This is a genomic window from Streptomyces sp. NPDC055632, assembly GCF_053618675.1.
The window spans coordinates 20,120-38,999 of record NZ_JBSHHY010000022.1; the positions used below are offsets into that span (position 1 = coordinate 20,120).

The 18,880-nt window shown below is 72.4% G+C and carries 18 protein-coding genes; 4 read left to right on the forward strand and 14 right to left on the reverse strand.

Going from position 1 to position 18,880, the window contains the following annotated elements; all coding sequences use genetic code 11:
* Nucleotides 1–31 precede the first annotated feature (31 nt).
* Complete coding sequence (locus ACWGSR_RS25235) at nucleotides 32–1,612, forward strand: alpha/beta hydrolase (protein WP_453569178.1); 1,581 nt, start codon at nucleotides 32–34, stop codon at nucleotides 1,610–1,612.
* 57 nt (nucleotides 1,613–1,669) lie between these two features.
* Here the strand turns inward: ACWGSR_RS25235 and ACWGSR_RS25240 are convergent, their stop codons facing one another.
* On the reverse strand, nucleotides 1,670–2,713 hold the full coding sequence (locus tag ACWGSR_RS25240) for an NAD-dependent epimerase/dehydratase family protein (RefSeq protein WP_453569180.1): 1,044 nt from the start codon (nucleotides 2,711–2,713) through the stop codon (nucleotides 1,670–1,672).
* Between the two features lie 64 nt (nucleotides 2,714–2,777).
* The gene (locus ACWGSR_RS25245; RefSeq protein WP_376234376.1) at nucleotides 2,778–3,518 is read right to left on the reverse strand and encodes a lysophospholipid acyltransferase family protein; all 741 of its coding nucleotides are present in this window, start codon (nucleotides 3,516–3,518) and stop codon (nucleotides 2,778–2,780) included.
* 110 nt (nucleotides 3,519–3,628) lie between these two features.
* Here ACWGSR_RS25245 and ACWGSR_RS25250 point away from each other — a divergent pair, with 110 nt between their 5' ends.
* Nucleotides 3,629–4,633, forward strand: a complete 1,005-nt coding sequence (locus tag ACWGSR_RS25250) for a DUF3048 domain-containing protein (RefSeq protein WP_453569183.1) — start codon at nucleotides 3,629–3,631, stop codon at nucleotides 4,631–4,633.
* Nucleotides 4,634–4,648: 15 nt separating this feature from the next.
* Here the strand turns inward: ACWGSR_RS25250 and ACWGSR_RS25255 are convergent, their stop codons facing one another.
* From ACWGSR_RS25255 to ACWGSR_RS25275, 5 genes are all read right to left on the reverse strand, one after another.
* Complete coding sequence (locus ACWGSR_RS25255; RefSeq protein ID WP_453569185.1) at nucleotides 4,649–4,882, reverse strand: hypothetical protein; 234 nt, start codon at nucleotides 4,880–4,882, stop codon at nucleotides 4,649–4,651.
* 182 nt (nucleotides 4,883–5,064) lie between these two features.
* A complete protein-coding gene (locus ACWGSR_RS25260) occupies nucleotides 5,065–6,015 on the reverse strand; it encodes a cytochrome c oxidase assembly protein (protein ID WP_453569187.1) in 951 nt (316 codons plus the stop codon).
* Nucleotides 6,016–6,139: 124 nt separating this feature from the next.
* Complete coding sequence (locus ACWGSR_RS25265) at nucleotides 6,140–7,165, reverse strand: 6-phosphofructokinase (RefSeq protein WP_366372507.1); 1,026 nt, start codon at nucleotides 7,163–7,165, stop codon at nucleotides 6,140–6,142.
* 158 nt (nucleotides 7,166–7,323) lie between these two features.
* Nucleotides 7,324–8,052 (reverse strand): type 1 glutamine amidotransferase, encoded by a 729-nt coding sequence (locus ACWGSR_RS25270; RefSeq protein WP_376234382.1) that lies wholly within the window; start codon nucleotides 8,050–8,052, stop codon nucleotides 7,324–7,326.
* 19 nt (nucleotides 8,053–8,071) lie between these two features.
* Nucleotides 8,072–9,319 carry a Mur ligase family protein gene (locus ACWGSR_RS25275; RefSeq protein WP_366372509.1) on the reverse strand — a complete coding sequence of 416 codons (1,248 nt, stop codon included), beginning with the start codon at nucleotides 9,317–9,319 and terminating at the stop codon, nucleotides 8,072–8,074.
* Between the two features lie 126 nt (nucleotides 9,320–9,445).
* On the opposite strand from ACWGSR_RS25275, the gene def reads away from it, so the two are divergent.
* Nucleotides 9,446–10,006, forward strand: coding sequence for a peptide deformylase (def, locus tag ACWGSR_RS25280; RefSeq protein WP_376234386.1), 561 nt, complete (start codon nucleotides 9,446–9,448; stop codon nucleotides 10,004–10,006).
* A gap of 93 nt (nucleotides 10,007–10,099) precedes the next feature.
* Here the strand turns inward: def and ACWGSR_RS25285 are convergent, their stop codons facing one another.
* Nucleotides 10,100–10,747 (reverse strand): TetR family transcriptional regulator, encoded by a 648-nt coding sequence (locus ACWGSR_RS25285; protein ID WP_376234389.1) that lies wholly within the window; start codon nucleotides 10,745–10,747, stop codon nucleotides 10,100–10,102.
* Nucleotides 10,748–10,960: 213 nt separating this feature from the next.
* Between ACWGSR_RS25285 and ACWGSR_RS25290 the strand changes: the two genes are divergently transcribed.
* Nucleotides 10,961–12,175, forward strand: coding sequence for an acyl-CoA dehydrogenase family protein (locus ACWGSR_RS25290; RefSeq protein ID WP_376234391.1), 1,215 nt, complete (start codon nucleotides 10,961–10,963; stop codon nucleotides 12,173–12,175).
* A 60-nt stretch (nucleotides 12,176–12,235) separates the two neighbouring features.
* Here the strand turns inward: ACWGSR_RS25290 and ACWGSR_RS25295 are convergent, their stop codons facing one another.
* The 6 genes from ACWGSR_RS25295 to ACWGSR_RS25320 all read right to left on the reverse strand — a co-directional run bounded on the left by ACWGSR_RS25295 (nucleotide 12,236) and on the right by ACWGSR_RS25320 (nucleotide 18,409).
* Nucleotides 12,236–12,781, reverse strand: coding sequence for a flavoprotein (locus tag ACWGSR_RS25295; protein ID WP_376234393.1), 546 nt, complete (start codon nucleotides 12,779–12,781; stop codon nucleotides 12,236–12,238).
* Nucleotides 12,782–12,831: 50 nt separating this feature from the next.
* Complete coding sequence (locus tag ACWGSR_RS25300) at nucleotides 12,832–14,043, reverse strand: PucR family transcriptional regulator (protein WP_453569191.1); 1,212 nt, start codon at nucleotides 14,041–14,043, stop codon at nucleotides 12,832–12,834.
* A gap of 216 nt (nucleotides 14,044–14,259) precedes the next feature.
* Nucleotides 14,260–15,204 carry a hypothetical protein gene (locus ACWGSR_RS25305; protein WP_453569193.1) on the reverse strand — a complete coding sequence of 315 codons (945 nt, stop codon included), beginning with the start codon at nucleotides 15,202–15,204 and terminating at the stop codon, nucleotides 14,260–14,262.
* Between the two features lie 47 nt (nucleotides 15,205–15,251).
* Nucleotides 15,252–16,901, reverse strand: a complete 1,650-nt coding sequence (locus ACWGSR_RS25310) for a DUF6801 domain-containing protein (RefSeq protein WP_376234399.1) — start codon at nucleotides 16,899–16,901, stop codon at nucleotides 15,252–15,254.
* Nucleotides 16,902–16,990: 89 nt separating this feature from the next.
* Nucleotides 16,991–17,641 (reverse strand): hypothetical protein, encoded by a 651-nt coding sequence (locus tag ACWGSR_RS25315; RefSeq protein ID WP_453569195.1) that lies wholly within the window; start codon nucleotides 17,639–17,641, stop codon nucleotides 16,991–16,993.
* 126 nt (nucleotides 17,642–17,767) lie between these two features.
* Nucleotides 17,768–18,409: a hypothetical protein gene (locus tag ACWGSR_RS25320; RefSeq protein WP_376234403.1), complete on the reverse strand. Its 642-nt coding sequence runs from the start codon at nucleotides 18,407–18,409 to the stop codon at nucleotides 17,768–17,770.
* Nucleotides 18,410–18,880 lie beyond the last annotated feature (471 nt).

Consider the following 18,880-nt stretch of genomic DNA (forward strand, 5'->3'; position numbering starts at 1 on the left):
GGGAAACGGCGCCATCCCCGGGGGAGGACCCATGAGACGTACGACAGTGCTCGGTTCGGCCGGCACCCTGATAGCGGGCACGCTCGTCGCGGGCGCGCTCGCGGCTCCGGCGGCGAGCGCCCACAGCGACCGCGACCACCGCGACGCCGAATCCCTCGGCGTCGCCGTCGCCGCCGCCCGCGCCGCCGCCACGGGCGTCGACTGGCAGGACTGTCCGGCCGACTGGGGCCTGGAGAAGCCGATCCAGTGCGGCTGGGTCACCGTCCCCGTCGACTACGCCAAGCCCAACGGCAAGAAGATCAAGCTCGCCGTGGACCGCGTCAACTCCACCGGCACCCCCGCCGAGCGCCAGGGCGCCCTGCTCTACAACCCCGGCGGCCCCGGCGCCTCCGGCCTGCGCTTCCCGCGCCGCGTCACCACCAAGAACGCCATCTGGGCGGGGGCCGCCAAGGCCTACGACTTCGTCGGCTTCGACCCGCGCGGCGTCGGCCACTCGGCCCCCATCTCCTGCGTCGACCCGACCGAGTTCGTCAAGGGCCCCAAGGCCGACCCGGTCCCCGACGACGAGGCAGACAAGCGCGCCCAGCGCAAGCTCGCCGCCGAGTACGCCAAGGGCTGCGCCGAGAAGAGCAGCGCGATGCTGCCCTTCATGACCACGCCCAACAGCGCCCGCGACCTCGACGTCATCCGCGCCGCCCTCGGCGAGAAGAAGCTCAACTTCGTCGGCGTCTCCTACGGCACCTACCTCGGCGCGGTCTACGGGACCCTCTTCCCCACCCACGTCCGCCGCATGGTCCTCGACAGCGTCGTCGACCCGTCCCGGGACAAGATCTGGTACGAGGCCAACCTCGACCAGGACATCGCCTTCGAGGGCCGGCTCAAGGACTGGATGACCTGGGTGGCCCGGCACGACGCCACCTACCACCTCGGCGACAGCTACACCGAGGTCCGCAAGCAGTGGGACGTCCTGCGCGCCGCCGCCAAGAAGAACCCGCTCGGCGGCAAGGTCGGACCGGCCGAACTCATCGGCTTCTTCCAGAACGCGCCCTATTACGACTCCATGTGGGCCCCGGTCGCGGAGGCCTGGAGCGCGTACGCCGCCGGCGACCCGCAGCCGCTGATCGACTCGGCCGCCGCCGACCTCACCGACACGGCCGGCAACATCGCCTCGGAGAACGGCAACGCCGTCTACACCGCCGTCGAGTGCGCCGACGCCCCCTGGCCGACCAGCTGGCAGAAGTGGGACCGGGACAACACCCGCCTCCACCGGAAGTACCCGTTCATGACCTGGGCCAACGCCTGGATGAACCTGCCCTGCGCCACCTGGGCGGCCCCGCGCCAGCGGCCGGTCGAGGTGAAGACCCACCGGGGCCTGCCGCCGGTGCTCATCGCCCAGGCCGAGCGCGACGCCGCCACCCCGTACACCGGCGCCGTCGAACTGCACAAGCGCTTCAAGGGCTCGCGCCTGATCACGGAGCGGGACGCCGGTTCGCACGGCGTCACCGGCCTGGTCAACCCGTGCCTCAACACCAAGGTCGAGGCCTACCTGCTGACCGGGAAGCTGGACGCCAGGGACCAGACCTGCGCCCCGCACGCCACCCCGCAGCCGTAACGGCACGGGCACGGGGGTGGAGGGAAGGGCAGCCCGCCCTTCCCTCCACCCCCGGCGTCACCCGCGCGCCGCGAGCCAGGCGTCCTCCGCCGCGTAGTCGAACCAGTCCACCCCGTACTTCGCGAGGCCCGGGAACGCCTCCCGCCACTCCCGCTCCCGCACCCGCCCGGCCAGCCACTCCACCGTCTCCGGCAGCGAGTCGGCGTACGACACCACCGGCCGGTACCCCAACTCCCGCTCCGCCGCCGCCATGTCGTAGACGATCGGATGCTCCGCGGTCCACGGCGTGAGCCCCACCAGGCCCCCGGGCCCCTCCGGCGGTCCCTCGATCAGCACCCGCTCGCTCTCCACGCCCAGGACCGCGTCGACCGCGGCCCCGATCTCCGCCACCGTCGGCGCCTGCGGGTCGGCGCCGTTGAGCACCCGGCTCCCCGGCCTCGCCGCCGCCAGCCTGATCAGCTCCGCGAGGTTGTCCACGTGCGCCGGATGGAACCGCGACCTCCCGCCGTACGCCAGGACGCGCACCGGCCGCCCGTCGAGCGCCCGCTTCACGAACCACAGCTCGCGCGGCCCCGGGCAGTACGGCCCGTGGATCGCGCCCGCCCGCAGCAGCGTCGTCGGCAGCGCCCCGCCCGCCGCCAGCAACTCCCGCTCCAGGGCGATCTTCCGCGTGCCGTACGTGGTGTCGCCCGGCGCGACCGTCGGCCACTCCTCCGGGATCGGCACCGGATAGGCGGGGAATCCGTCCGGCTCGTCCTGGGTGTCGAAGCTGCGCCCCCGGTCGTCCTCGTAGACGGCGCCGCTCGACACCACCACCGCCGAGCCGATCCGGCCGGCGAGCCCCGCCAACTGCCGGGCGTGCCGCCGGTCGTACGCCACGATGTCCACGAGCACGTCGCAGCCGTCACCGATCCCGGCCGCGAGCGCCCCCTCCTCGTTCCGGTCGAGCCGCACCGACCGGACCTCCTCCGGCCACCCGTCGTCCCTCCTGCCACCCCGCGAGGCGGCCGTCACCTCCCAGCCGTCCGCGACGAGGGCCCGCACGGCCGCCCGCCCCACCTGTCCCGACGCCCCCAGCACGAACGCGTGTCCCTTGGTCATGGACGGGACGCTACGACCGTCCGGTCCGCGGGCCCAGGGGATTGCGCCGTGCGCGGATCCGCCCTCAGCGTTCCCCGCCGGGGAACTTTCGCGGCCCCTCGTCCGGCGGGCCCCCGGGCTTTCCGCCCCCGGCCTCCGCGGCCTTCACCACCGCCGCGTACTCGTCGACGTACTCCTGCCCCGACAGGCGCAGGATCTCGTACATGATCTCGTCCGTGACCGCGCGGACCACCGCCTTCTCGCCCTCCTGTCCGGCGAACCGGGAGAAGTCCATCGGTTCCCCGAACCGGATGGTGACCCGGCGAATCCGCGGCACGACCCGCCCCGGCGGCTGGATCTCGAAGGTCCCCACCATCGCGCAGGGCACCACCGGCACCCCGGCCCGCAGCGCCATCACCGCCACGCCCACCTTGCCCTTGTAGAGCCGCCCGTCGTGCGAACGGGTCCCCTCGGGATAGATGCCGAGCAGCTCGCCCCGGTCGAGGACGCACAGGCCCTCGCGGATCGCCGCCTGTCCGGCCTCCTTGCCCGAGCGGTCCACCGGGATCTGCCCGGCGGCCCGGAAGAAGGCGGCCGTCAGCCGGCCCTTGAGACCCGGCCCCGTGAAGTACTCCTGCTTCGCCAGGAAGGTGATCCGCCGGTCCAGGACGGCCGGCATCAGGAAGTGGTCGGAGAAGGAGAGGTGGTTGCCCGCCACGATCGCGGCCCCCTCCGCCGGGACGTGCCCGAGCCCCTCGATCCGCGGCCGGAACAGCAGCTTGAGCAGCGGCCCGAGGAGCACGTACTTCATCAGTTGGTAGAACACTCGCGACCCCGTTCGCCCGTCCGACAGTCCGTCTGTCATGGGTTCGTCTTCCCGCCACGCCCGTTGTATCCGCGCGCGGGCCCGTGGTCCACTGGTGGGAGAGCGTCACCATGACCGACGGGCACGCCATGACCAACGGGCACGGCACGAGACGCCCCGGCCGGATCCTCACCGCGTTCCTCTGCGCGCTGACGGCGGCCGGGCTGTACGGCTGCTCCGGCACGGCCGCGCCGGACCCGCCTCCCGGCACCACGGCCCCGGCCGGCCGCTCGCCCTTCACGGGCCTCCCCGCCGAACCGGGACCCGTCCTCGCCGTCAAGATCGACAACGTGGCGGCGGCCCGTCCCCACACCGGGCTCGGCGCGGCCGACCTCGTCTACGTCGAACAGGTCGAGGGCGGCGCCACCCGCCTCCTGGCCGTCTACTCCTCCCGCCTCCCCGAGCGCGCCGGACCCGTCCGCAGTGCCCGCGAGTCCGACATCGCCCTGCTCGCCGCCTTCGGCCGGCCCGCCCTCGCCTACTCCGGGGCGCAGTCCGCCCTGAACCCGCTGCTCGCCGCCGCGCCGCTGTACCCGGTCACCGAGAGCACCGCGCCCGGGGCCTTCCTGCGCTCGCCTGACCGGGCCGCACCGCACAACCTCTACCTGCGCCCCGCCCGCGCCCTCGCCGCCGCCCCGGAGGCCGGGGACGCCCGCGACATCGGCCTCCGCTTCGGGGCCGCCCCGCCTGACGGCACCCCGACCACCACCTCGACCGTCCGCTACCCGGCGGCCCGCTACACCTTCACCTGGTCCGCCGCCGACCGCGCCTGGCGGGTCGCCATGGACGGCCGCGAGGCCCGCGCCACCGACACCGGACCGCTCACCCCGGAGACGGTCGTCGTCCAGCGCGTCACCGTCCGCCCCTCCGACTTCCGCGACCGGACCGGCGCGGTCTCCCCGTACACCGAGACCGTCGGCGAGGGCAGCGCGCTCGTCCTGCGCGACGGACGCGCCCACGAGGCCCGCTGGTCCCGGCCCTCCGCCGCGTCCGGCACGTCCTTCACCACCCCGGACGGGGCGCCCCTGGCCTTCGCCCCGGGGCAGGTCTGGATCGTCCTCGCGCCGCGCGGATAAGGCGTACGGAAGCCGTCAGAGGCCCGTGGGACCCATGGGACCCGTGGGCCCCGAGCGGTCCGGCGGGCGGCGGCGCGGACCGGCGGAGGCCGCCTTGCTCTCCGACGCGGCGACCCCGATCGTCACCACGATCAGCACCATCAGACCGAACCAGAGCCAGCCGCTGCTGCCGAGCGCCACCGTGTACGCCGTCGTCAGGACCAGCGCGGCGCAGGTGAGCACCGTCATCGTCTTCGTGGGACCGGACATCAGTCCGTCCTCCTCCCGACCGAGGCGACCGAGACCGCGGAAGCCGTCCCGACCATCGTGACCCGGAGAGGGGGGCGCGCGCTACTCCCCGGACGCTCCGGCGTGCGCCGGAAACCGGCTTCCACACGCGGAACGGGCCCGGCGCCGCACCGGCACCGGACCCGTCCACGACCTTCCGGAGGTCAGTTCCCCCGCGCCCGGAGCGAGGCCAGGTACGCGTTGTACGCCTCCAGCTCCTTGTCGCCGTCCCGGTCGGCGGCCCGGTCCTTGCGGACCGCCTGCCGCTGCTCGGAGTGGTACCACTGGTAGACGAGCGCGATCAGGACGAGCACGGACGGGATCTCGCTGAACGCCCAGGCGATGCCGCCCGCCGCGTTCTGGTCGGAGAGCGCGTCGATCCCCAGCGAGGCCGGCGGGCTCGCGTACGTCCCGACCATCGGCTCCGAGGCCATCATCAGCGCGATGCCGAAGAAGGCGTGGAACGGCATGCCCGCGAACAGCTCCAGCATCCGCATCACGTACCCCGGCCGGTGCGGGCCCGGGTCCACGCCCATGATCGGCCAGAAGAACACCACGCCGACCATCAGGAAGTGGACCATCATCCCGATGTGCCCCGGCTTCGACCCCATGAGGAAGTCGAAGAGCGGCGTGAAGTACAGCGCGTAGAGGCTCGCGATGAACATCGGGATGGTGAAGCCGGGGTGCGTGATCACCTTCATGTACCGGCTGTGCAGCAGCTTCAGGAGCAGCTCGCGCGGCCCGGTCGAGCCGCGGCCCGCCACCGGCAGCGCCCGCAGCGCCAGCGTCACCGGCGCGCCGAGCAGCAGCAGGATCGGCGACAGCATGGAGATCACCATGTGCTGCACCATGTGCACGCTGAACATGACCATGCCGTAGTCGTTCAGCTTGGTGCACATCACGAGCGCGACGGTGAGGACGCCGACCGTGAAGAACACCGTCCGGCTCACCGGCCACGCGTCCCCGCGCCGCCGCAGCCGCGCCACGCCCCACCCGTACAGGCCGAGCGCCGCGAGACAGCCGACCAGGAAGAAGAGGTCGGGAGAGAACTCCAGGCCCCGCCCCAGCGTGAACGGCGGCAGGTCCGTGGTCATGCCGTGCCCGCTGTGATCCATCCGTACACTCCTGGAGCCCGATTCGCGCTTGTTGTCCGCACCAGACTAGAACCGCCCCCGGCCGCGATCGCGACCGGGGGCGGGTGTCACGTACGGGAAGGCGTACGGTCACGCACGGGAGCCGTCAGAGCACGCACTCCGCCTCGGCGTAGCGGTCGGCCGGGACCGTCTTGAGGGTCTCCACGGCCTGCGCCAGCGGGACCATCACGATGTCCGTGCCGCGCAGCGCGGTCAGCATGCCGAACTCGCCGCGGTGCGCCGCCTCCACCGCGTGCCAGCCGAAGCGGGTCGCGAGGACGCGGTCGTACGCGGTCGGGGTGCCGCCGCGCTGGACGTGGCCGAGGATGACCGGACGGGCCTCCTTGCCGAGCCGCCGCTCCAGCTCCACGGAGAGCTGGTTGGCGACGCCGGTGAAGCGCTCGTGGCCGTAGATGTCGGTGCCGGCGGTCTTGAACTCCATCGAGCCCTCGCGCGGCTTCGCGCCCTCCGCGACCACCACGATCGCGAACCGCTTGCCGTCCGCGAAGCGGGCGCCGACCCGGGCGGTCAGCTCGTCCATGTCGAAGGGGCGCTCGGGCACGACGACCGCGTGCGCGCCGGCCGCCATGCCGGAGTGCAGCGCTATCCAGCCGGTGTGGCGGCCCATGACCTCGACGACCAGGACCCGCTGGTGGGACTCGGCGGTGGTCTTCAGCCGGTCGAGGGCCTCGGTCGCCACGGTGACGGCCGTGTCGAAGCCGAAGGTGACGTCGGTGGAGGCGATGTCGTTGTCGATGGTCTTCGGGACGCCGACGATCGGCAGGCCCGCCTCGGAGAGCAGGTTCGCCGCCTTCAGGGTGCCCTCGCCGCCGATCGGGATGATCGCGTCGAGACCGAGGTCCGCGACGTGGCCCCGGGCGCGCTCGACGCCGTCGACCAGGTGCGCGGGCTGGACCCGCGAGGAGCCGAGGATGGTGCCGCCGCGGGCGAGTATGCCGCCCACCGCGTCCAGGTCCAGCTTGCGGTAGTCGCACTCCAGGAGGCCCTTCCACCCGTCGTGGAAGCCGATGACCTCGTCGCCGTGGTCCACCACGGCGCGGTGCACGACGGACCGGATGACAGCGTTCAGACCGGGGCAGTCTCCGCCGGAGGTGAGCACGCCAATGCGCATAGCCCATAAACCTTTGCAACGTGGGCCGACTCCCGGACCACGTCGTCCGGCTGGATCCCCGCCACCCTATCGCCGCCGGGTGGCGGGGCCGAACCGGATGTCCGCACCGTGGACAACGCACGTGTGTACGAGAGGTGCGGACGGACCGTGCGGACCGGTCAGGCGGGCTGCGTGGCCGCCGCGATGCGCTCGGCGCGCAGCGCCTCGTACCAGCGGTCGTCCGTCGGCGGCAGCGCGTTCACGTCGAGGGCCAGCTTCAGGAGCAGGTCCGCGATCTGCGGGTTGCGGGCCATGACGGGGCCGTGCATGTACGTGCCGAAGACGGTCTCGTTGTACGCGCCCTCGGTGCCGTCGCCGGTGCCGTTGCCCTTGCCGAGGACGGTCCGGGCGAACGGCCGGGCCGTCGGGCCGAGGTGGGTGATGCCCTGGTGGTTCTCGAACCCGGTGAGCTGGGGCAGGCCCAGGCGCGGGTCGATGTCCGCGAGGACGTCGCCGACGCACCGCTCGCCCTCGCCGCGGGTCGAGATCACGTCGATGAGCCCGAGGCCGGCCTCGCGCTCGCCGAGGTCGTTGATGAACTCGTGGCCCAGGATCTGGTAGCCGGCGCAGACCGAGAAGATGATCGCGCCGTTGGAGGCGGCCCGGCTCAGGCCGCCGTCCCGCCGCAGCCGCTCGGCCGCGAGCCGCTGCGGGCGGTCCTCGCCGCCGCCGATCAGGTAGATGTCGCCCGAGGTCGGCACCGGCTGGTCGCTGCGGACGTCGACGCGCTCGACGCTGAGGCCGCGCTGCACGGCGCGGCGCTCGACGACGAGGACGTTGCCCTGGTCGCCGTAGGTGCTGAGCAGGTCCGGGTAGACCCAGACCAGGCGCAGGCTGCTGTCACTCATGCTGCATGTCCTCTACGGGTCAGTTGCCGACGCGGCGGCGGACGTCCTGGAAGGCGGTGTAGTTGGCGATCAGCTCGATCTGCCCGGGCGGGGCCATCGCGACGGCCTCGTCGAGGCTCTCGCAGACGCGGAAGTCCACGCCCGCGACCTCCAGGCGGACCGCCAGGTCGAGCCGGCGGTCGCCGATCACCATGATCGGGTGGCCGGCGAGCCGGCCGTAGTCGACGTCCCACAGCCAGGAGGTGTCCGTGCCGTCGGCGCCGCGCGCGTTGACGGAGAGGATCACCGGGGCCGGCGGGCCGTCGATGAGCGAGAACGTCTCCAGCCAGCCGGCCGGGTTCTTCGCGAGGAGCAGACGCAGGTCGCGGTTCTGGAAGGAGACCACGTCGTAGCGGCCGGCGACGGCCTGCACCTGGTACATGCGCTCCAGGGCCACCTGCGGCGGCACCCCGAAGACGGCGGCGACGGCGGCCGAGGTGGTGGCGTTCGCCTTGTTGGCGCGGCCGGGGAGCTGGAGCCGGATCGGCCAGGCCGAGCCGTGCGGGTCGAGCACGTGGTCGCCGCTGAGCGCCCAGCTCGGCGCGGGGCGCCGGAAGCCGCACTCGCCGCAGAACCAGTCGTCGCCGGGGCGCTGCATGACGCCGCCGCAGGCGGGGCACGACCAGGCGTCGTCCTTCCACTCCTGGCCCGCGGCGACCCACACCACGTTCGGGGAGGAGGAGGCGGCCCACACGATCAGCGGGTCGTCGGCGTTGGCGATGACCACGGCCTTGGTGCCGTTGAGGCCCTCGCGCCACTTCTCGGCGAGCATCCGGGTCTCGGCGGCGCGGTCGAGCTGGTCGCGGGAGAGGTTGAGCAGCGCGATCGCCTTGGGCGTGGTGTCCCGGGCGACGCCCGCGAGGTACTTCTCGTCGACCTCGATCACGCCGTACCGGGAGTCCGAGCCGCCGGCGAGCGCCGAGGTGATGCCCGCGGGCATGTTCGCGCCGAGCGCGTTCGAGACGACGGGGCCGGCGGCGCGCAGGGCCTCCGCGATCAGCCGGGTCGTCGTCGTCTTGCCGTTGGTCGCCGACACCAGGACGACGTCCAGATGCTGGGCGAGGCGCCCGAGGAGGTCGGGGTCGAGCCTCAGCGCCACCTTGCCGCCGATCACCGATCCGCTTCCGCGACCCGCCGCCCGCGACACCGCGGCCGCGGCCCTGCCCGCCGTCACGGCCAGCTTGGCGCGCGGCGACAGCGGCTCTGGATTACCGGGGTGTCCTGACATCGTTCTTGTTCCTCCTCGCGTCGGTCCGGGCTCAGCCTATCGAGATCCGGCCAGGAGCCCGAACAGCGGCACCGCCGAGCGATCCTATGAAACAGGCAGGTCACGGCGGACCGTACCCTTACCGGCATGCGAAACCGCCCCATCCCCGGCAGTTCCGGCCTGGTCCGAGCGATGACCCTGCTCGGCGACCCCGTGCTGCACGCGCCCTGCGCGCCCGTCACCGACTTCGGACCCGAACTGGCCCGGCTCGTCGAGGACATGTTCGCCACGATGTACGCGGCGAACGGGGTGGGTCTGGCGGCGAACCAGGTGGGCGTGGGCCTGCGGGTCTTCGTGTACGACTGCCCCGACGACGACGAGGTCCGCCACCTGGGGCACGTGGTGAACCCGCGCCTGGTGGAGGCGGACGGAGATGTGTTCAGGGGGCCGGAAGGGTGTCTCTCCCTGCCGGGCCTGGAGGCCCCGACGCCCCGTTTCGACCGCGCGGTGGTGGAGGGCGTGGACCTGGACGGGGCTCCGATACGGGTCGAGGGCACGGGTTTCTTCGCCCGCTGCCTCCAGCACGAGGCCGACCACCTGGAGGGCGGGGTCTACGCGGACCACGTCACGGGGTGGCGGAGGTCACGTCTGCTGCGGGCGGTCCGCAAGCAGCCGTGGGGCGGCGGGGCGGCGGTTCTGGAGGGCTGAGGGTGCTTCCGGGCGAGCCCACGGGGCCTTCCCGGGAGCCCTGGGGCGTGTCCGGCGGATCAGGCTCGGGTGGGCCGCGACGCCTGGCACGCCCTAGAAGCCCGGCCCGTCCGCCCGGTCGTCGGCCTCGGCCAGGCGGCCCCAGAGGAGGTCCGCCAGACTGCGGACGAGTTCGGCGCGGGAGCAGGGGCGCTCGCCGAGCCACCAGTCGCCGGCCGCGTGCATCATGCCGACGATGCCGTGGCCCCAGATCCGGGCCTGGGCCTCGGCGCCGGGGCCCAGGTCGACGCGTTCGGCGATGACCTGGCCGAGCTCCTCGCCCATGCGGCGAAGCAGCGGGGCCGAGTGGCGGCCGACGTCGAAGCCCTGCTCGGTCTGGTGGGGCTCCTCGGCGGGGTGCATGAGGAAGCGGTAGACCTGCGGCATCGCCTCGATCGAGGCGAGGTAGGTGTCGAGGGTGGACTCGACCCGGCGGCGCCGGTCGGAGGGGGCGTCGAGCGCGGCCCGCAGGGCGCCGAGGAGCGCGTCGGTGTGCCGGGTGGCGAGGGCGCGGTACAGGCCGCCCTTGTCGCCGAAGTGGCGGTAGAGGATCGGCTTGGTGATGCCGGCCTCGGCCGCGATCGCGTTCATGGACGCCTTGGGACCGTCCCGGAGCACCACCCGGTCCGCCGCCTCCAGCAGCTCGCGCCGCCGCTGCTCGGCGGGCGTCTGCTGGTCGGTGGTCCGGTGCGCGATGTCCATGTGCCTGTCTCCCCGGCCGTACGGTCTCGATCCCGCGGTTCCGCGCCCGGCGGTTCCGCGGTTCCGTGTTCAGTGTCCGCCGGGCCGTCGCAACGTAACACCCGGCCCGGTTCCGGTGCCGGTCGGGCCGAACCGCTCCCGCGCAGGTTGACAGCCCCTACCCGGCGGTAACAGACTGCTGTTACCGCAAGTAACATACTGCTGGGAGGGAAAATGGGCGAGTTCACGTTCGAACTCAACGAGGACCAGAAGCAGGTGCGCGACTGGCTCCACGGCTTCGCGGCCGACGTCATGCGTCCCGCGGCCGCCGAGTGGGACGAGCGTGAGGAGACCCCCTGGCCGATCATCCAGGAGGCGGCCAAGCTCGGAATCTACTCCCTCGACTTCTACGCCCAGCAGTTCTTCGACCCGACCGGCCTCGGCATCCCCATGACGATGGAGGAGCTCTTCTGGGGCGACGCGGGCATCGCCCTCTCCATCGTCGGCACCGGCCTCGCCGCCGTCGGCGTCCTCGCCAACGGCACCGAGGAGCAGATCGGCACCTGGGTCCCGCAGATGTACGGCGACGCGAACGACGTCAAGGTCGCCGCCTTCTGCTCCTCCGAGCCCGACGCCGGCTCGGACGTCGCCTCCATGCGCACCCGGGCCGTGTACGACGGGGCCAAGGACGAGTGGGTCCTCAACGGCACCAAGACCTGGGCGACCAACGGCGGCATCGCCAACGTCCACGTCGTCGTCGCCGTCGTCGACCCGGAGCTCGGCTCCAAGGGCCACGCCTCCTTCATCGTGCCGCCGAACACCCCCGGCCTCTCCCAGGGCCAGAAGTTCCAGAAGCACGGCATCCGCGCCTCCCACACCGCCGAGGTCGTCCTGGAGGACGTCCGGATCCCCGGCCACTGCCTCCTCGGCGGCAAGGAGAAGCTGGACGAGCGCCTCGCCCGCGCCCGGGAGAAGGCGAAGGCGGGCGGCGAGCGCGTGAAGAACGCCGCCATGGCCACCTTCGAGGCCTCCCGCCCCGCCGTCGGCGCCATGGCCGTCGGCACCGCCCGCGCCGCGTACGAGGTCGCCCTCGACTACGCGAAGACCCGCGTCCAGTTCGGCCGTCCGATCATCGAGAACCAGGGCGTCGCCTTCCAGCTCGCCGACATGGCCACCCGGATCGACGCGGCCCGCCTCCTGGTCTGGCGCGCCTCCTGGATGGCGACCGCCGGCAAGCCCTTCACCTCGGCCGAGGGCTCCATGTCCAAGCTGTACGCCAGCGAGGTCGCCAAGGAGGTCACCGGCCAGGCCATCCAGATCCTCGGCGGCAACGGCTACACCCGCGAGTACCCGGTGGAGCGCATGCACCGGGACGCCGCCATCTACACCATCTTCGAGGGCACCAGCGAGATCCAGCGCCTGGTCATCAGCCGGACGATCGCCAAGTAAGTCAGGTCGCCGGAGCGCGTGTTCGCCCCGCGCCCCCTCCCGGGGCGCGGGGCGGACGCGTCAGAACGGCCGGAGCACGTCCCCGACCGCGTCCAGGGCGGTCCGCCACGGGTAGGCCGCCGGATCCCCCTGGCCCGGCTCGTGCGGCACGAACCCTCCCTCGCCGTACAGGACCCGCACCCCGGCGCCGCGCAGGATGTCCAGGGACAGGCCGAACCGGGGGTGCGCGGCGTACGCGGAGTTCACGCACGGCATCACCGCCATGGGGATCCGCTTCCCGATGCCCTCGGCCACCACCGCGACGAGCCACGTGTCCGTGAGCCCGAGCGCCCACCGGTTGACCGTGTTGAAGGTGGCCGGCGCGACCACGATCGCATCCGGCTCCGGCCACACGGCCGGCTCGCCGGGCAGCCGGTGGTCCCAGCGCACGGGATGCCCGGTGAGCGCGGCGAGGCCGTCGAGGGAGCCGGCGAGCCAGCGGGCGGCCGTCGGCGTGAGGCCGAGGCACACGTCCCAGCCGTCGGCCTGCGCCTCCTCGACGACCCGTGCGACGTCGAAGACGGGGGAGGCGGCGCTGCTGAACAGGTACAGGGTCCGATCGTTCATGACCGCCATCCGATCACATGGTGATCGTACGGAGGTGATCCCGCTCGGACTCAGTCCTTCCGCTTCCCGTCCCCGAGGTGCAGCGAACGCAGGACCGCTTCGAGGGCGAAGCGGCGGTCGGGGTCGAGGAGCCGGTCGCCGAAGTGGTTGTCCAGGTTCCGCAGCCGGTAGCGGACCGTCTGGGCGTGCACGCCCAGCACCTCGCCGACCTGCTCGGCCGGGGCCCGGGTGGAGACGTGGACGCGCAGGGTCTCGATCAGCCGGTCGCGCCGGCTGCCGGACAGGCCGTCGAGCGGGGCCAGTTCGCGCGCGGCGAGGTGGTGGACGAGCACCGGGTCGGAGAGCAACCACAACGTTGTCAGGTGCTCCTCGCAGCGCACGAGCGGCGCGTCCGGCACGATGCCGTCGTCGACGAGCTGGAGGACGCGCCGGGCCCAGCGGATGGAGTGGGCGGCCTGCGGGGGCGGAACGGTCAGGCCGACGACGGCGGGGGTGCCGGCCAGGGCGGATTCGAGCATCGCGAAGCGCTCGGCGGTCAGCGGGCCGGGGATGAGCAGGTGCGGCTGGGGGAGGCTGAGGTCGGCGAGGACGTCCCGGTCGAGGCCCGCCTGGACGAGTTCGGCGACCGGGGCCCGTAAGGCGACCATGGTGCACTCGGCGGGCAGTTCCCAGGAGGACTCCCGGCACAGCTCGGCGATGGTCGTCCGGGGCAGCGGCGGACCGGCGAGGACGAGGTGGAGGAGCTGTCTGCGCAGCGCCGCGGTGTCCGACATCGCGCGGCCCTGGACCATGACGTACCCCTCGCGGGAGAGCGCCTCCAGCTCCTCGACGTAGGCGAAGAGGGCGTCCGCGAAGGCCAGGATGAGGGTGGGGGAGAGGTTGTACGTGCGCCCGATGCTCTTGGCCCGGCGCAGCGCGATGCGGGCGCCGAGCCGGTAGGCGCCCTGCAGGGTGTCCAGGTCGCGGCCCTCGTAGGCCTCCACCCGGCCGAACTTGCGCAGCAGTTCGTCGCGGAGGGCCGAATTCGTCCCGGGGTCGGCGACCCGGTCCACGAAGGCCGCCAGGGCCTGCTCCACGCCCTGGCGGATCGCGTCCGAGTGGGGCCCGTTGAAGAGGTGGGCGTACACCGGATAGGTCCGCTGGACCTCCACGCCGATCTCCTTGATGAGACCGGGGATCTCCGGCCTCATCAGATCGGCGAACTCCCGGGGGAGCGGGTCGATGGGCTCGCCGACGCTCGGCGGCTGTGCGATAGCGGGCATGGACCGATCCCTTGCTCTTCTGCGCGACCGGTGGGGGAACGGCGGTGCGGCGCCCTGCCCGGAGAACGGGGCGCCGCCACGGCCGTCAGGTGCGTACCTGCGGGGACTGCTGAAGCTAGGACAACTGCTCCGTGCTGTACACAACTTGCGCAGGAGTTGGCGTCCCCGTGAGGGCGTGCGCCGCCGACTAGGCCGGTAATCGCCCTTGGGTGGCCGTTACTTTACGGCGGAGTGCCAGCTCTGCGAGAAGACCTTCCCGGCGTCGGGGGCGACGACGCCCGGCGCGTACAGGCCGGTCAGATAGGTCTGGGTGTTGTTGAGGACGAGGCTGTTCTTCCCGGCGGGGGAGGGCAGGCCCGTCTTGAGGTTGACCGCGCCGTCGATCAGGCCGAGCAGCCCGAGGCCGCAGCCGCTGGCGCCGGGGACGGCGAAGGTGTTGTCGCCCTGGGTGGAGCCGAGGAGGTTGATGCGGCTGATGTCGCCCTCCTCGTTCGGGGTGCCGTCGGCGCTGAAGCGCTCCAGGCCGAACTCGGGCGCGGTGAAGTTGCGCGGGCGCAGGAGGATCGGCTTCTCCTTCGTCCCGATGTAGCAGTTGCTGCCGAGGAACGGGTTCTCCAGGCGGATCCGGACCGGGAGGGTGACGATCGGCTGGTCGGTGAGGACGCCCGCGATCTGGTCGAAGTCCGAGGGGGTGCCGGCCGACTCCAGGGTGGCGGTGATCTTGTTGAGCTTCCCGTCGCTCAGCTGCTTGCAGATGCTGGTGATGAACGGGATGTCGCTCGGACACATCAGGCCGAGCAGGCCGCCGGGGACGGTGGCGGAGTCGGCGATGATCGAGCCGGCGGGCGGGGCGACGACCGTGCTGGTGCCGTCGGCGTTCTGGATGGCACCGATCTGGAGGTTGGTCTTCCCGGTGTTCACGGTCGTCTTGCCCAGCTTGATGGAGCCGCTGAGCGAGAAGGAGGCGACGCACTGCGGCGTCCTGTCGAGGCCGTCGGCGGCGAGCATCGCCGGGGCGTCGACGGGGCAGCGGGTGGACGGCCCCCAGCCGCCGTTCAGCTCGGGGGCGGCGGCGGTCGCCGTGCCCATGGAGGCGAAGGCGCCGAGGGCGGTGAGGGCGGAGACGGTGGCCAGTTTCGTCCGGGCGGGGAGGAGGGGCATGGCAGAGGCCTTTCTGGCGGAAGGGGAACGGGACGGGGCGGGGCGGGTCAGCGCTCGGGCTTGGGGATGACGAGGGGCTGGGAGTCCTCGGTGCACTCGAGCGGGTTCCAGGCGTTGGGGTCGACGGCACAGGTCTGGCCCTGGATCTGCTTCACGTAGTTGCCGGGACCGGAGATGGAGGCGGTGAGCAGCCGGTCGAGGTCCTCTCCGCCGGCACCGCAGCCCTCGAAGGCCGGAATGGTCGTCTCGCCGGTGAGCGGGCCGCCACTGGAGACCAGGTAACCGACGGCGTCGGTGCCGTTGACGAGTCGTCCCTCCCCCAGGAGCACCAGGTGCTTCCCCGGGTGCCGGGCGGGGTCGGGATCGGTGGAGGTGAGCGGCTGCGCCGTACGGCAGGAGGGGCCCACGTCCAGTTCGACGCCGTTGACCTTGACGTCGAGGACGCGCAGGACGAGCGGTGCCCGGACCACGGTCTCCGTGAAGTTCGAGAAGTCCGACAGGAAGATGCGCAGGAGCGCTTCGACCGTGATGGGACCGGTCTGTTCCAGGACCATGGTCGCCGTGACCGGCTGGAAGTCGAAGGTCAGGAAGGTGGAGGTGAAGGGCGGGGTCTGTTTGCGCCCCTGGTAGGACAGGTTGGCCGTCGACGGGACGAAGAAGTTGATCTCGCCCGGTGGGGCGGGGTAGGGCGGCTCTCCCGAGAGGCCCTGTTCGATCAGCATGCAGGACAGCGGGAGGAGCGAGGCGCCCTTCAGCTTCCGCACGTTGGTGTAGCCGGTGACGTAGGCGGACAGCGACATGGGCGTCGGATTCTCGGTCAGGCAGGGGGGCGCCGCCGGCCGGGTCGCCGGCGTGGGGGACGCGGTCCCGTCGGCCGCCGTCGCGCTCCCGTCCGTCTGCCGGCCGACCTGCGGACCCTTCGGGGCTCCGCTCGTCCCCTTCGTGGTCTCCGGCTTCGCCGGGGCCGTCCGGTCCGCCGGGAGCGACGGCGCGGGCGGACCGGACGAGGGGGCGGACGGCGAAGGGACGGCCGATGACGTGGGAGGGGAGGTCGGTTCCGTGGTGGGGGCGTCCGCGCCGACCGGGAGGGTGGCGAGCCGCGTGCGCTCCCCGGCGTCCGGGCCGGGGGCACAGGTGACGGAGAGGGCCGCGGGAGTGGTGGCCGCGCCGTCGGCCGTGCTCGGGGCGAGGTCGACGGCGAACGCCCCGGCGACGAGGGTCAGATCGCCGGGGGTGTCCGTCGTCAGGAAGGGAACGTCCCCGGTCGTGGTGAGTGCGAGAGGTCCTCCGGCGGGCACGGCGACGGGCTGCGACGTACCGCTCCACACGGCTTCCGCGTGCTGCTCCCGCTGGGCCACGCCGACCGCGAGCCGCGTCTCCGCCCGTACGGTGGCGGCCTTGAGCGCGGTGAGGTCGGCCACGGCCCCGGCGGGGAGCTCCACCGTCGTGGTGACGTCGGCGGGGCGTATCTCCTCGCCCACGGCCGCCCGTTCGGGGAAGGTCGCCGTGATCCGTACCGTCGCGGGCTGCTGTCCCGAAGGCAGGGTGCAGACGTAGGGCAGTGCGGTGTCGACCTTCAGCGTCCCCATGGCGACGGCCGAGGCCGGGAGCAGGGGGGCGAGCGCCACGAACGCGGCGATCGTCGCGCCGCGCGCGCGGACGCGGGGGGATCGAGTGGTGGGCCCGGGGGCTCTCATCTGGGTGCTCCGCTCGGGTCGTTGGGGGCCGACGGGAGGAGGGGCCGGCGCGGGGCGCGGTCGGCCCGCGAAGGCGGGAAGCCGCGCCCTTACGGGTGGGAGCCGACGATCGTCGGAACGGTGGCGGTGCCCGTCTTCTTGAGCAGGTAGTCGGCCTTGACGACCAGACTGGCGCCGACCGGGGCGGCTTCACCGCAGTTGGTCTGCGAGACGACGGTCAGACCGCCGGTCGTGCCGGCGAGGTTCAGCCTGCCCGTCGCGTTGGTGTAGGTGACGGGTATCGTCCCGCGGACGCGGAAGACACAGGCGCCCCAGGTGACCCGGGTGTCGACGTCGCCGAGGTGGCCCCTGGTGACGCCGGTGGAGGCGTCGTGGTCCCGGGCGACGAGGATCCAGGGGGTGGTGGGGGCGAAGCTCATGGTGCCGAGCACGCTGCTGCAGGGCGCGCCGGAGGCGCCGAACGCGAAGGAGTCGACGGTGCCGACGGTGGCGGGGTTGCCGGTGGCGCTCCGCAGGCCGCCCGAGAAGGACGACCGCGAGCACGTCACGGCGACGCCGTTGTCCTTGACGAGTTCGATGAGCATGACGACGTTCGCGCTGTTCGTCGCGGAGACGCCGACCGGTGACGGACCCACGGTCCAGACGGTCGAGGGGGCCGCCGAGGCAGGGGTCACCGTGAGGACGAACGCGGCCGCGGCCGCTCCGGCGGCGATGCCGCACTTCCTGATCGGCTTCTTCACGGTGCGGGACTCTCCTCGGTGGTCGTCGCCCCCGCGCGGGAGCGGAGGGGAAGGGCGGTGGGGTGCGCGGACAGCCCGCGCCCGCCCGGCCGGGGTCGCCGACCGGGCGGACGCGAAGGGAACGCCTTACGGGTTGGAGCCGACGATCGTCGGGATGACGGTGGTGCCCGTCTTCTTGACGAGGTAGTCGCCCTTGAAGGTCGGCTTGGCGCCGACCGGGACGGCGCTGCCGCAACCGGTCGACGAGACGACGGTCAGTTCGCCGGCGAGGCTGTTGACGGACAGCTTGCCCGTCGAGTTGGTGTACGTGCCGGACGCCTTGCCCGTGACGCGGAAGACGCAGGCGCCCACGGTCACCTTGGCGTCGACGTTCCCGACGTAGCCCTTGGTGACCCCGGTCCCGGCGGTGTAGTCCTGCGCCACGATGGTCCAGGGGGTGGTCGCGACGGTGGTCACGTTGCCCAGGACGCTGGTGCAGGGGGCGCCGGAGGCGCCGAAGGAGATGGCGCTGATGGAGGCGACGGTCGCCGGGTTGCCGGTGGCGCTGGACATCGAGGCCGTGGCGGCCGACTTCGTACACGTCATGGCGATGCCGTTGACGCTCAGCACGATGTTCCCGCTGTTCGTCGCGGAGACGCCGACCGGCGACGGCGCCGGGCTGACGGTCCAGACCGTCGAGGGCACGGCCGACGCCGGGGACACCGCGAGGGCGAACGCGGCGGAGGCGCCACCGGCGACGACGGCGAGCTTTCTGATGGGCTTCTTCATGGCTCTGGGACTCTCCTTGGGGATTGACCGGCAGAGGTGGCCGCGGTGGAGGGGGACGAGCGGCCGGCGGCACGGGATTGCCCGGCTGCGAAACCTGACGTTACTTGCGGGAAACTTAGCTGAACAATGGCGAAGTCCATGATTCTTTTAAGTCGTCCCATTGCCTGTCAAGTGGGTGAGCGGTAACGAGAATCGCCTTGGTTCCGGGGTGCGCAATGTCGACAATTATGATCGATCGTCCGAGGGTTCGGAACAAGCCGTGGCGCGACGGCCCCGAGAGCCCCCGAGAGGCTTGTATTCGCTCTTCCCAGTGATAATCCGGACGGCGGAACTGTTTCCCCGATGACAAATATCCGGCCGTTCTCCCCTGTCTTCCGAAAACTCGGAACCCGGTATTGCCCCGAGAGGTTACTCGGCCGTAACGTTCCCCGGGCGGTGCTCAGTCGCAGGTCGGCGCAGCCCTGTGGGCCG